The sequence below is a fragment of the Streptomyces sp. NPDC096339 genome, from assembly GCF_044762985.1.
In the GTDB taxonomy this organism is placed as follows: domain Bacteria; phylum Actinomycetota; class Actinomycetes; order Streptomycetales; family Streptomycetaceae; genus Streptomyces.
Window position 1 is genome coordinate 72,272 of sequence record NZ_JBIWFI010000028.1, and the last position, 13,451, is coordinate 85,722.

Consider the following 13,451-nt stretch of genomic DNA (forward strand, 5'->3'; position numbering starts at 1 on the left):
CGCACGAAGTGCAGAATGCCCCCTGAAACGAACGTCTGCTGACGTGACATCAGGGGGCTTCTGGCATGCGCGTGGGTGATCAGCTGGCCGGGCGCTACCGGCTGGACCGGCGCCTCGGGGCGGGCGGGATGGGCGAGGTGTGGCACGGCCACGATCTGAACCTGGACCGGTCCGTCGCGGTGAAGACGCTGCTGGAGGCTGCGAGCGGTGACGAGTTCGTCGCCCGCTTCCGGCGCGAGGCCACCATCGGGGCCCGGCTCCAGCACCCGGGGATCACCGTGGTGCACGACGTCGGGCAGCAGGACGACCGACTGTTCATCGTGATGGAGCTCCTCGCGGGCGAGGACCTCGGCACGGTACTGGCGCGCGAGCCGCGCGGACTGCCGGTGGACGCGGCCCTCGGCCTGGCCGCCCAGACGGCGGAGGCCCTGGCCGCCGCCCACGAACAGGGCGTCGTGCACCGGGACCTGAAGCCGGCCAACCTGTTCCTGCTGCCCGACGGCCGGCTCAAGATCTGCGACTTCGGCATCGCGTACTCCCCGGACGCGACGGCCGGCTGGACGGTCACCGGGTGGGCCTTCGGCACCATCCCCTACATGGCCCCCGAGCAGTGCCTGGGCCGGCACGTGGACGCCCGCTGCGATCTGTACGCGCTGGGGTGCGTGCTGTACGCACTGCTGAGCGGGGAGCCGCCGTTCGGCGTGACCGAGACCGCGTACGTACTGATGCGCCGGCACGTGGAGGACCCGCCGCCCGCGCTCCCGGTGGCCCCCGAGGTGGACCGGCTGGTCCGGGCCCTGCTGGCGAAGGCCCCGGAGGACCGCCCGGAGTCGGCGGCGGTGGTGGCCAAGGCACTGCGGGGACTGATCGGGGCGGGCGGCGCCGCACCGGAGTACGTGCCGGCCGAGGTGGACGCGGACCCCCCGGATCCGCGAGCCCACCCGGTCGGCGAGGATTTCGTACGGGAACTGCTGCGCGAGGCGGCGGAGCTGGTGCGCTCCGCGCCGGGGAGCGCACCCCTGCGCGTGGAAGCCCTGGCCCTCGCCGCGGATGCCGCCGCGCGGTTCGACGCGGGGCTCGCCGGGCGGCTGCTCGCGGAGGCGGAACGCTGCGCGTGGACCGACGGCGGGGCTGACGGGGCCCGGGTCGCGGAGCTGCTGACCGTGCTGGCCCGGCACACCTCCGAGCACGCCCCGGCACGCACCCTGCGGATCCTGACCGACGCCCAGCAGGCGCTGTTCACCGTGTTCGGCCCGGACCGCGAGAAAGCCCTGCGCGGGGTCGTGGCGGAACTGGCCCGGATCGCCCCGGAGCGCAGTGCCCTGCTGACGCCGGGGCTCTTCGCCGGGCAGACGGCGGGCGACCGCGTCTGGGCCCGGATCGCGGTGGCGACCGCGCGCGCGGACCCCGGGCGGGCCATGGTGTACCTGCCCGAGATCGGCGACGCCGGACTGCGCGCGGTCACCGAGTCGGACATCGTCGGCGTGATCGCGAGCAGCGATCCGGCCACCGGCCTGCGCATGGCCGGGCGGATCCAGAACCCGACCGCGCGGGCGCTGGCCATGTTCCGGTCGGCTTCGGCCCGCAAGGAGGGCGTGGACTGGGAGTCGTTGGAGGAGGCGGAGAACGCGGTCGCGCGGGCCGCACGGCAGCGGGCCGCAGGCCTGCGGGAGCGGGCCGGCGAGCTCGCCGACGAGGGAAGGGTCGTCCAGGCCGGGCAACTGCGCGACCAGGCGGAAAGGCTGGCCTCGGTCGACTTCGTCACCAGCGGGTACCCGGAGATCGACGCGGCGATGACCGCCCTGTCCGAAGCCCGTCGGCTGGCCACGCAGGGCCCGGCTCCCGCCCTGGACCCGGCGGTCGCGCGGGAGCGGGCGGCCGCGGCCCGCAGTGCGCACGCCGAGGGCCCCGAGCGGGCGATCGAGCTGGCCCGGATCGCCCGGCTGAGCGCGGCCGACGAACTGAGTCCCTGGCACCCGGAGCCGGCGGCCGATCCGGGCACCCCGCCGGACCACCTCCAGCCGGCGGCCCCCGGAGTCGGGGCTCCGGCCCGCCCGAACCCCCGGTTGGCGGGCCTGTCCGGCGTGCCCCGGTGGTCCACCGCGGCGAAGCCCGCCGCCCTGTGCCGCGCCGGGGACGCCGTGGCCTGGCTGGCCGGAGACGAGGTGGGGGCCGTACGGGCCGATTCCGGTGCGGTGCGCTGGACGGCGGACAGCGACGCGGGAGTACCCGTCCCGCCGCCGGACGGGCGGACCACGTCGGCTCTGGCGGTCGACGGCGAGGGCGGCGGGGTGTTCGTCGCGGTGGAGGGTTGGGACCGTCCGGGCGTACGGCTGCTGGCCCGGGATCCCCTGAACGGGCAGGTGCGCTGGTGGCGGGACCTGCCCGAGGAAGCGACCGTGAAGCGCGGTGCGGGCCCGGACGCCCCCGCGCAGTTCTCGGTGGCCGGGGGGCTCGTGGTGTACGGGGGTCTGAAGGCGGTGACGGCCCTGAGCGCGGCCACGGGGGAGGAAGTCTGGAGCTGCCCCGGTTCCTACGGCGCCTCGTTGACGCTGACGGCTGGTCCGGACTGCCTGGTGCTCGCGCAGCGGGCACGGCTGACCGGCCTGCATCTGCAGAGCGGCGCGACCCTGTGGTCGGGGCCGCCCGGCAAGGAGCCCACGGTGGAACCGGCGGGCCCGGACGTGCCCGTCGGTCCGGTCCACGTGGTGTCCGGGGGGTTCGTGCGCAGCCTGCACCAGCGCACGGGACGGCAGTTTTGGGCCGTCGAGGTGGGGGAGCCGGCCCCGGGACTGCTGGTCCGGGGCGGGGTGGTGTTCGCGGCCGGATCGGATCCGAAGCTGCCCGGATCCGCGGTGTTCGCCATCGAGGCCGAGACCGGCCGGACGATCTGGAAGAGCCAGGTGACGAGGCGCCACCAATCCGGGGAATGCGCCCTCCAACTGCTCGGCGTCCGGGCGGGGCTGCTGTACGTGAAGTGCGCGCTGCCCGGCCCCGCTCTCCGCCGCGGCACGAAGGATCCGTTCCTGGTCGCGCTGGACCCCGACACCGGCCAATCGCGCTGGCGCTGGGAGAACCCCGGGATCGGGAGCCGGGGCGCCGTCCTGCACGGGGACTCCGTCGTCCTCCCGCTGCCCGCGCTCACGGCGGTCGCCCTGCCGTGATCCCTCCGGGTGCGGAGCCCGGAAACCGCCCATACGCTCCCAAATGTGATCCCGCCGAGAAGCAAGACGAAGCGAAGGCCGAGAAGCGAGATATCCGTACGGGCCCTGCTCGCCCTGGCCGCCGCGCTGCTGGCTCTCGGCGGTTGGGGCGTGGCGCAGGCGCCGCCCGCGCGGGCGGAGGATCCCGTCACCCTTGCGCAGCAGGGGCAGATCACCGACCGCGTCGGGGCGCTGGGCGACCGGAAGGCGGCCGTCACCGCCGCGCTGGACGAGCTGTACGCGGACCGGAAGATCCAGCTCTTCGTCGCCTACGTGAACGACTTCTCCGGGCGCTCGGCACAGAGCTGGGCCGACGCCACCGCGGAGAAGAACGGGCTCGGCCGAGACGACGTCCTGCTGGCCGTGGCCACCGGGGCCCGCCAGTACGCCTACTCGGCCGCCGTCGACTCGGGTTTCACCGAGCAGCAGCTCGCGGAGGTGGCCCGGACCGCCATCGAGCCGCCGCTGAGGCAGAACGACTGGGCGGGCGCCGCGATCGGCGCGGCCAACGGGTACGACGCGGTGCTCGGCGGGCAGCCCGTACCGGTGCCGACCATCACCCCGGGCCCCGCCGACCCCGGGGGCGGGGCGAGCGGGGAGAGCGGCGCCGGGGACTACGTGCTCCCGGTGATCGCGGTCGGCGCGGCCGGGGCGCTCGGGGTGTACGCGTACACCCGCCGCAAGCGCTGGGTATCGGGCGGCGGACGTACGGCGCAGACCGGGCCGGGCTGGCCCGAGGGCGCGCCGGACCGGCTCCCGCTGCCGGAACTGGACGCCCGGGCCAAGGCGCTGCTGGTGGAGACCGACGACGCGGTCCGTACGAGCACCGAGGAACTCGGTTTCGCATCGGCCCAGTTCGGCGACGAGGCGGTCGGCCCCTTCACGGAGGCCGTGGAGTACGCGAAGGGCGAGCTGACGAGCGCCTTCCGGCTGCGCCAGCAGCTCGACGACGCCTACCCGGAGGACGACGCGACCCGGCGCCGGATGCTCGACGAGATCGTCGCCCGCTGCACCGAGGCGAACCGGCGGCTGGACGCCGAGTCGGCGGACTTCGACCGGCTGCGGGACCTGGAGAAGAACGCCCCGGCGGCCCTGGCCACGGTGGAGGCGCACTACCTGGAGCTCACCGGGCGCACCGTCACCGCCGAGGCGACGCTGACCGCGCTGACGCGGCGGTACGCGGACTCCGCGTCCTCGCCCGTCGCCTCCAACCCCGAACAGGCCAAGGACCGGCAGGTGTTCGCGGCGACCAACCTGGGCCTGGCCCACGCGGCCCTCGACGCGGGCGACAACGGCAAGGCGGCCGTGCACGTACGGGCCGCCGAGGGCGCGGTCGACCAGGCGGCGACCCTGGTCGACGCGGTCGAGCGGCGGGCGCAGGAGCTGGCGGAGGCGGCCGGGAAGCTGCCGGGCACACTGAGCGAGACGCAGACCGACCTGGCGGACGCGCGCGGGCTGCTGTCCGGCACCGCGGAGGGCACGTCCACGGCCGACCTGCGCGGCCGGATCGGACGGGCGGAGGCCGTGCTGGCCGACGTACAGAAGGAGCAGGAGGCCGGCCGGTACGACCCGATCGACGCGCTGCGCCGGATCGAGGAGGCCGACGCGGCCCTCGACACGGCCCTGGCCGGGGCGCGTGAGCAGGAGTCGGGCCGGCAGCGGGCCGCGGCCCTGCTCGACCAGGCCATGCTCACGGCCCGCAGCGCGATCGGCGCGGCGACGGACTACGTGACCACCACGCGGGGCGCGGTCGGCAGCCGGGCCCGCACCCGGCTGGCGGAGGCGGGGCGGCACCTGGAGCGGGCCACGGCCCTGTCCTCGTCGGACCCGGCGGGGGCGCTGGCGGAGGCGCAGCAGGCGGATGCGCTGGCCCGGCAGGCGCAGGAGCTCGCGGAGGCGGACGTACGGGCCTACCAGGACCCGTACGCGGGCAGGCAGGGCGGGGGCGGCGGCCGGGGCGGCGCGGTACTCGGCGGGATCATCCTCGGCGAGATCCTGCGCGGCGGGGGCGGCGGCTTCGGTGGCGGGGGCGGGGGCTTCGGGGGGTTCGGGGGCGGGGGCAGCGGCCCGGGCTCCTTCGGCGGTGGCGGAACCCGCGGCCGCATGGGCGGCGGCGGCCGCTTCTGAACCGCGTTCGGCTCGGGCAACAGACCATCAGGACCCCACAGGAGGGACCCACATGAGCAAGCAGACCATCCTCGGCCGTGTCACCCAGCTCGCGAAGGCCAACATCAACGCCCTGCTGGACCAGGCCGAGGACCCGCAGAAGATGCTGGACCAGCTGATCCGCGACTACACGAACAACATCTCGGAGGCGGAGCAGGCCGTCGCGACGACGATCGGCAACCTGCGGATGCTGGAGGCGGACCACAAGGAGGACGTGGAGGCGGCCGCCGAGTGGGGCACCAAGGCCCTCGCGGCGAGCAAGAAGGCCGACGAACTGCGGGCCGGGGGTTCGGCGGCGGACGCCGACAAGTTCGACAACCTCGCGAAGGTGGCGCTGGGCCGGCAGATCCAGTCGGAGAAGGAGGCGAAGACGGCGGAGCCGACGATCGCAGCCCAGACGGAGGTCGTGGACAAGCTCAAGGCGGGCCTGGACTCGATGAAGAACAAGCTGACGGAACTCCGGGCGAAGCGGGACGAGCTGGTGGCGCGGTCCAGGACCGCGCAGGCGCAGAACACGATGATGGACGCGGTGAAGAACATCGACGTGATGGACCCGACGAGCGACCTGAACCGCTTCGAGGAGAAGGTGCGGCGGGAGGAGGCGATGGCGATGGGCAAGCAGGAGCTGGCGGCGTCTTCGCTGGACGCGCAGTTCGAGTCCCTGGAGGACCTGGGCAAGACCTCCGAGATCGAGGCCAGGCTCGCCGCGCTCAAGCAGGGCCGGGCCGCCTGACCCTCCCGGGGGCGGGGTGTCCGCTGCGCGGGGCCTGTCCCCTACCCGCCCTTCCACCGTTCCCTGGGGCTCCGCCCCAGACCCCGCTCCTCAAACGCCGGAGGGGCTGGATGTTCCGGCGTTTGAGGACCGGGGGTCCGGGGGCAGCGCCCCCGGGAACGGCGCCGCACCCCGGGGACATCCGGCAGGGCCCCGGCAGCGGTGCTCAGCCGTACATGTTCAGCAGCTGCTCCGCCGACAACTCCGCCACCGCCTCCGCCGTCGCGCCCGGCAGCGGCAGCTCGAACCAGACCGTCTTGCCCCGGTGGGTACGGCGGGTGCCCCAGCCGGCGGACAGCAGTCCGACCAGTTGCAGGCCGCGGCCCCCTTCGTCCGTGTCGCGGGCGCGCCGCCTCCTCGGCTGGACCAGGTTCGCGTCCCAGACCTCGCACACCAGGGTCCGGTCGAGCAGGAGTCGGAGTCTGATCTCTCCCTCCCCGTACCGCAGGGCGTTGGTGACGAGTTCGCTGACCAGGAGTTCGGTGGTGTCCAGCAGGCCCTCCAGGCCCCACGCCGGCAGTTTCGCCCGGGCCAGTTCCCGGGCGCGGCCCACCGAGCGGGCCTCCCTCGGCAGCTGCCAGTCGCCGACGGCGTCCACCGGCAGGCCCTGCACCCGGGCCATGAGGAGGGCGATGTCGTCCTCGCCGTGCCGGGTGTCGAGGGTGTTCAGGACGTGGTCGCAGACGTCCTCCAGCGGGCGGACCGGGTCGGCGAGGGCCTCGCGCAGGCCCCGCAGGCCCTCCTCCAGGGGGTGGTCGCGGGATTCGACCAGGCCGTCGGTGTAGAGGGCGAGCAGGGCGCCCTCCGGGAGTTCGACCTCGACCTCCTCGAACGGTTCGCCGCCCACTCCGAGCGGCATGCCCGGCGGCACCTCCAGCAGCAGCGCCGGCCTCGGCTTTCCGGCCTCGTCCGGGGGCTCCACCAGCACCGGCGGCATGTGGCCCGCGTTGGCGATGGTGCAGCGCCGGGTCACCGGGTCGTAGACGGCGTACACGCAGGTGGCGAGGTACACCTCCGAGCGGTCGGCGTCCCGCGAGTGCAGGGCCGCCCGGGAGGCCTGCTGGGATCCGCCGGGGGCGCCCAGGCCGCGTGCGATCTCGTCGAGCGCGGCCAGTACCTCCGCCGGTTCGAGGTCGAGCAGCGCCAGGGTCCGTACGGCGGTCCGCAGTTCGCCCATCGCGACGGCGGCCCGCAGGCCTCGGCCCATGACGTCGCCGACGACGAGCGCGGTGCGGTGCCCGGGCAGTTCGATGACGTCGAACCAGTCCCCGCCGACCTCGGTGGCCGCGTTACCCGGCAGATAGCGGCAGGCGATGTCCAGGCCGGCCGCCTCCGGGTCGCCGGGGGGCAGCAGACTGCGCTGGAGGATCAGGGCGCGTTCGTGTTCGCGCCGGTAGAGGCGGGCGTTGTCTATGCACACGGCGGCCCGTGCGGCGAGCTCCACCGCGACCGCCCGGTCCCGTTCGCCGAAGGGTTCGCTGCCCTTCGTACGGGAGAACTGCGCGAGCCCGACCACCGTGTCGTGCGCGACGAGCGGTACGACCAGCGTGGACTGCACGAGGTCGTCCGGCCCGGCGCCCTCGATCAGCCGGGGCCGCGCGGTGCGCAGGGCGAGCGCCCCAGGCGAGGCGGCCGGGAAGCGGTGGATCTCCCCCACGGAGACCAGCGAGCCCGGCCCGGACAGCGGCGCGTCCGAGACCGCCGAGGAGAAGGCGACCCGGCGCAGGGCCGCGGACGGGGCGCGGCCCGGACCCTGGCCGGGCAGGCTGGGCACGCCGGGGCCCTGCGGCCGGGCGGGGCGGTCGTCGTCGCCGAGCAGCAGCGCCTGGTAGAGGTCGACGGCGGCCAGGTCGCAGAAGCCGGGGACGGTGACGTCGAGGAGTTCGCGGGCGGTGGTCTCCAGGTCGAGCGAGTTCCCGATGCGGTGCCCGGCCTCGTTGAGCAGGGCGAGGTTGCGCCGTACTCCGGCGGCCTCGCGGGCCGCGAGGTGGCGGCGGGTGACGTCGGTGCCGATGCCGGCGACGCCGATGGGACGCCCGCTGCCGCCGTGCACGCGGTAGAGGTTGATGGACCAGTGGCGGTTCTCCCGGCTGCCGGGGGCGGCTCCGGTGATCCGCAGGTCGGTGACGGAGTCCCCGGTCTCCAGGACGCGGCGCAGCGCCTCGGCCATCCGGTCGGCCTCGTCCCGCGGCAGGTAGTCGTGGACGGTCCGGCCCCGGTGTTCCTCGACCGCGCCCCCGAAGACGGTGGCGAAGCGGCGGTTGGCGCGCTGCACGGTGAGGTCCGTGCCGAAGAGGAGGAAGCCGAAGGGAGATTGGCCGAAAATCGCCTGCGAAGCCGCGAGATCGGATTCGATCCGCCGGAGCGCGCGCACGTCGACGACGACGCACAGCGCGGCCCGCTCGTTGGTTTCGGTCTGGGTCGGCATCACGTAGATCTCCGCCACCCCGTGCGCGCCGCCCCCGCCGGGGATCCGGAACGGGATCAGGCCGGTCCACTCTTTGCCGTCGAGGATCTCGGACACCCTGCGGTGGGCGTCGGCCCGGAGCTCCGGTGGCATGAAGGCGTCGACCGGGTCCCGGCCCACCGCCTGGGAGGCGGGCAGCCCGAAGAGTTCCTCGGCGCGCAGGCTCCACTGCTCGATGAGCCCGTCCGGCCCGATCGAGAACGATGCGACCTTTATGTAGTCATATATCGAGCCAGGTGGACTGCTGTGCCACAGGGCGTCGTGCCATGTCTCGCGAGGCATATTGGTCTGATGTGCCTGCGCAGGTATCTCGCTCACGCGACCGTCCCCTCCAGCTCACCGCAACCGGACCGGCCATGACCGCAGTATTCAGCACCACGGCCCTGCTCGGCACGGCGTTCACGATCACAAAAAGGTCCCGTTAGTTTCGAGCCACGTCACGTGATCTCACCTTGTTACTCACCAGGAAGAGCCAACTCGAACCACACGGTCTTGCCCGATTTCCCGTGACGGGTCCCCCAGCGCTGCGAGGAGACGGCGACGAGGTGGAGGCCGCGGCCCCCTTCGTCGTCGGGTTGCGCGACCCGTTCCCGGGGCGGATCCGGAAGCGGATCGGAAACCTCCACGAGCAGCGCGGGCCCGCCCGCCGGGCCGGCGGCGGCTTGATCCTGCCGTACCAGACGGACGCCGATGGGGCCGGAGGCGTAGCGCAGGGAGTTGGTGACGAGCTCGCTGACCAGCAGGACGGTCACGTCTCCGACGGATTCCAGGCCCCAGTCCCTGAGGGTGCCGCGCACGGCGTGACGGGCGGTGCGGACGGCACCGGGCTCGGCGGGGAAAGCCCATTCGGCACGCTCACCGTCTGTGTCGATCACGCCGATCACTTCCCGGGCCATCAGCGACCCCAGTCCGGTTCGTCTGTGACGAAAGAGGGACGAGATAGGGACTAATAGCGACATACCCGATATTCGAGGCGTCGTACCACCCGACCTCTCGCCCACCGGCGCACTGTGGCGCAGACGGCCCAACGCGCGAGCGTCACGCGCCCCCGCCGCGCCCGTCTCCATCGCGCCCGTCCCCGTCGCGCCCGCCCGCGGCCGCGTCCCCGCTCACGCCCCGCAGCCGGCGGCCCGCCTCGGCGACCGCGGGCCGGTCCTGGTCGAGCCAGTCCACCGACTCCAGCTCCTCCGGCCCGAGCCAGCGCAGTTCGTCGTGGTCCTCCAGCGGCGCCGGCACCCCGGAGAGCAACCGGGCCGTCCAGACGTGCAGTACGAGGCCGGGCTTCAGCGGCCATTCCCCCGGGATCCGCTCCAGCGGCTCGGTCTCCACGCCGAGCTCCTCGCGCAGTTCGCGCACCAGCGCCTCGGGGACGGACTCACCCGGCTCGGCCTTGCCTCCGGGCAGCTCCCAGCGCCCGGCGAGCTCCGGCGGCGCGCTGCGGCGGGCGGCCAGCAGGCGCCCCTCATGACAAAGGGCTCCGCCCACGACCACTCGTACAGTCATGGGGCGGAGCCTATGCCAACGTTCGTGCCGTTAGTTCGTCGTGGCGGTCTGGCCGATCCGCTCGACCCAGTAGAGCTGCTTGTGTCCTCGGTCGTCGAGGCTGTCGGCGACCTTCTGGGCCTCGGCCCGGGTGGGGTACCGGCCCACCCGGTAGCGGTTGCCGTTGTCGTCCTGACGTATGACCAGCCACGGGAGCAGGGCACCGCTGTCGTTCATCGCGTTTCAACCCTCCGCCGACGTATCTGCCCGGGAAACCGCATTGCGCATATGCCCGAGCTTACGCCCGACCTTTACTGAGCGGATACGGGTTTTCACGAAGAGGTACCTCGCGGGCGTACTCATCCGGCCATGTGTACGAGTGGGCCGTGCGCTCCGGTTCAGACGGGGCGTGCGGGGTGCACGGAGGGCATCGGCAGGACCACCGCGCCGCCCGCCGCCCCCTTGCGGCAGACGTCGCCGCAGGTCGCGTCGAGGGAGCAGCAGAGGGAGCAGATCGGGCCCGCCTGGACGGGGCAGTCCGCGATGTCGGGGATTTCGTACGCCGTCTCGCAGACGGCGCATACGTGGGTGGCGGTGACGTCCGGGGTCTGCGCGTCCGGTCCGTTCACGGTGTTCGGCCGGGCCAGGTAGTACTTCCCCCTGGTCATCCAGGCGATCAACGGGCACAGCAGGAGGGCCAGACCGGCCGCGATGAAGGTGGAGAAGGCCTCGGCGTAGGTGCCGAACAGTCCGAAGAACGCGAGGATCGAGACGGTGGAAGCGATCACCATCGCGCCGAAACCCGCCGGGTTGACGGCGTACAGGTACGCGCGCTTGAACTCGATGTACGGCGGGCTGAGCCCGAGCCGCTTGTTGATGACGAGGTCCGCTGCCACCGCGGCGATCCAGGCGATGCCCACGTTGGAGTAGAAGCCCAGCAGCTTGCCGAGCATCGCGAACATGTTCAGTTCCATCAGCGTCAGCGCGATGCCGAGGTTGAGGAAGATGTACCAGACCCGGCCCGGGTGGCGGTGGGTGACGCGGGAGAAGAAGTTCGACCAGGACAGCGAGCCGCTGTAGGCGTTCGTGACGTTGATCTTGATCTGCGAGACGATCACGAAGAGCGCGGCGGCGGGCAGCGCGAGGCCGCCGAGCCAGGGGCGCAGGGCCTCGATCTGCGGGGCGATCGGCTCCAGCGCGTGCGTCTTGCCCACCGCTTCGAGGGCGACGAAGGCGAGGAACGCGCCGCCGAGCTGCTTGGCGGCGCCGATGACCACCCAGCCGGGTCCGGCGGCGAGCACGGCGAGGTTCCACCGGCGGCTGTTGGCGGGGGTCTTGGCGGGCATGAACCGCAGGTAGTCGGCCTGCTCCCCGATCTGCGCGATGAGGGAGAGCGCGATGCCGGTGCCGAACCCGAAGCCGATCCACGAGAACCCCGACCCGGCGCCCTCCGTCCCGCCGAAGTCGGCGAAGGCGCCCCACGCGTCGGGCGCGTGGAAGGCGAGGACCACGAAGGGCAGCACGAGCCCGATCAGCCAGACGGGCTGGGTCCAGGCCTGCACCTTGGCGAGCGCGCCCATGCCCTTGAACACGATGGGGATGACCACGAGGGTGGTGAGCAGGTAGCCGACCTCCAGCGGGAGGCCGACCGCCTGGTGCATGGCCTGGGCCATGATCGAGCCTTCGAGGGCGAAGAAGATGAAGGTGAACGAGGCGTAGATGAGCGAGGTCAGGGTGGACCCGAAGTACCCGAAGCCGGCGCCGCGGGTGACGAGGTCCATGTCCAGGCCGTAGGTGGCGCAGGCGCGGGCGATCGGGATGCCGGTCAGGAAGATGACCGCGGCGGCGGCCAGGATCGCGGCGGCGCCGCTGGTGAATCCGTAGGCGAAGACGATGGACGCACCGATGGCGAAGTCGGCGAGGTAGGCGATCCCGCCGAGGGCCGTGCCGGCGACGGTGCCGGGGCCCCAGCGGCGGAAGGAGTGCGGCGCGTATCTGAGCGAGTAGTCCTCCCGGCTCTCGTCGGCGGCCAGCTTGGCGTAGCTGCGGATCGCTTTCGCGGGGGCGGGGGTGGTGGCGGTGTCGGTCATACCGCCGGACGGTAGGGGCGTCATGTGACACCCCGTCACCCGTTGGCATTGCCCGGGGGTTACACCCCCGGCGCCCGCGTCACGCGGGGGTTAACACCCCCGAACCCCCTGTCCGGTGTCCGGTGCGGCGCCGCGCTCGGGGGCTGCGCCCCCGGACCCCGCGCCCCAAACGCCGGCGGGGCCGGATTTGCCCGGTGGCTTGCAAGCCTGCCTCGGTGGGCCATGGCCCGGAGGGCCGACGGCCCGCACCCGAAAGCCCGGGCCGGGGACGATCCAGCCCCGCCCGCGTTTGAGGCGCGGGGTCCGGGGCGGAGCCCCGGCGGCGTCGCCGTACCCGCGCACACACCTCACCGCACCGCACCGCACCGCACCGCACAGGCACAGGCACCGGCACCGGCACCCCGCAGGGGTCACCGCACCGGCAAGTGGTACGACAGGCGGTACCGGTCCGCCGGGACCACCACGTCCGCCGTCTCCACGGCACGGCCCGACGCGTAGTACGTGCGGCCGATCACCAGCACCACGTGCCCCGGGACTCCCCCCAGCAGCTGGATCTCCTCGGCCAGGCCCGGCCGCGCGCCGACCTCCTCGACCACGTTGTCCACGACCACGTCGATCGCGGCCATCCGGTCCACCACCCCCGAGCCGCCCAGCGGGCCCTCCTCGGGGAGCATCACCGGGGTCCGCCCCGTGACGGCGAGCGGCTCCCAGGAGGTGGACAGCATCATCGTCTCCCCCGCGTCGCGGAAGACGTACCGCGTCCGCATCACCCGCTCGCCCGGCTCGATGCCCAGCCGCTTCGCGATCTCCGCCGGCGCGCCCGTCTGCTCGCTGTTCGAGTCCCACGTGCCCCGCGCCCCCGCATCCGCCTGCTCCTGGCGGAACGGCGTCGACGCGCCGCCCGTGCGGTAGCCGGAGCGGGCGACCCGCCGCGGGACCGGCTGTTCGCGTACGTACGTACCGGACCCGGACCGGCCCTCGACCAGGCCCTCCGCCATGAGGACCTTGCGCGCCTCCAGCGCCACGGTGTCGGAGACCCCGTACTCCTCGCGGATGCGGGCCTGCGAGGGGAGCCGGGCGTGCGGGGGCAGGGAACCGTCGACGATCTTCTGTCGCAGATCCCCGGCCACGCGCAGATAGGCCGGCTGCTCACCGAAAGTCACTGGCCACTCCCATCAGGTTGACAGACAGCCACACCCTGGCAACCGACGGTTGAAGACCGCAAGCAAGGGCCAGAGTTTCACTCGAAGTGATGAAGCCTGGTCACCCAA

Annotated in this window: 9 protein-coding genes; 3 read left to right on the plus strand and 6 right to left on the minus strand. The window is 73.4% G+C overall.

Annotation, left to right across the window (positions count from 1 at the left end):
- Positions 1-65: 65 nt before the first annotated feature.
- From ACIQ5Y_RS28685 to ACIQ5Y_RS28695, 3 genes are read left to right on the plus strand one after another with little or no spacing between them, the layout of a single operon-like run.
- Positions 66-3,164, plus strand: coding sequence for a protein kinase (locus ACIQ5Y_RS28685; protein WP_403886545.1), 3,099 nt, complete (start codon positions 66-68; stop codon positions 3,162-3,164).
- Positions 3,165-3,209: 45 nt separating this feature from the next.
- Positions 3,210-5,330 (plus strand): TPM domain-containing protein, encoded by a 2,121-nt coding sequence (locus ACIQ5Y_RS28690; protein ID WP_403886548.1) that lies wholly within the window; start codon positions 3,210-3,212, stop codon positions 5,328-5,330.
- A gap of 52 nt (positions 5,331-5,382) precedes the next feature.
- Entirely contained in the window at positions 5,383-6,102 is a 720-nt protein-coding gene (locus tag ACIQ5Y_RS28695) for a PspA/IM30 family protein (protein ID WP_403886551.1), read from the plus strand.
- 205 nt (positions 6,103-6,307) lie between these two features.
- On the opposite strand, the gene ACIQ5Y_RS28700 is transcribed toward ACIQ5Y_RS28695, so the two are convergent.
- The 6 genes from ACIQ5Y_RS28700 to ACIQ5Y_RS28725 form a co-directional block, all read right to left on the minus strand.
- On the minus strand, positions 6,308-8,890 hold the full coding sequence (locus ACIQ5Y_RS28700) for a SpoIIE family protein phosphatase (RefSeq protein ID WP_403886553.1): 2,583 nt from the start codon (positions 8,888-8,890) through the stop codon (positions 6,308-6,310).
- Between the two features lie 173 nt (positions 8,891-9,063).
- Positions 9,064-9,492, minus strand: a complete 429-nt coding sequence (locus tag ACIQ5Y_RS28705; RefSeq protein ID WP_403886632.1) for an ATP-binding protein — start codon at positions 9,490-9,492, stop codon at positions 9,064-9,066.
- A gap of 154 nt (positions 9,493-9,646) precedes the next feature.
- Positions 9,647-10,111, minus strand: a complete 465-nt coding sequence (locus tag ACIQ5Y_RS28710) for a (deoxy)nucleoside triphosphate pyrophosphohydrolase (protein WP_403886556.1) — start codon at positions 10,109-10,111, stop codon at positions 9,647-9,649.
- A gap of 30 nt (positions 10,112-10,141) precedes the next feature.
- On the minus strand, positions 10,142-10,327 hold the full coding sequence (locus ACIQ5Y_RS28715; RefSeq protein ID WP_360900784.1) for an SPOR domain-containing protein: 186 nt from the start codon (positions 10,325-10,327) through the stop codon (positions 10,142-10,144).
- 161 nt (positions 10,328-10,488) lie between these two features.
- Entirely contained in the window at positions 10,489-12,180 is a 1,692-nt protein-coding gene (locus ACIQ5Y_RS28720) for a purine-cytosine permease family protein (RefSeq protein ID WP_403886559.1), read from the minus strand.
- Positions 12,181-12,590: 410 nt separating this feature from the next.
- On the minus strand, positions 12,591-13,343 hold the full coding sequence (locus ACIQ5Y_RS28725; RefSeq protein WP_385126043.1) for a GntR family transcriptional regulator: 753 nt from the start codon (positions 13,341-13,343) through the stop codon (positions 12,591-12,593).
- Positions 13,344-13,451 lie beyond the last annotated feature (108 nt).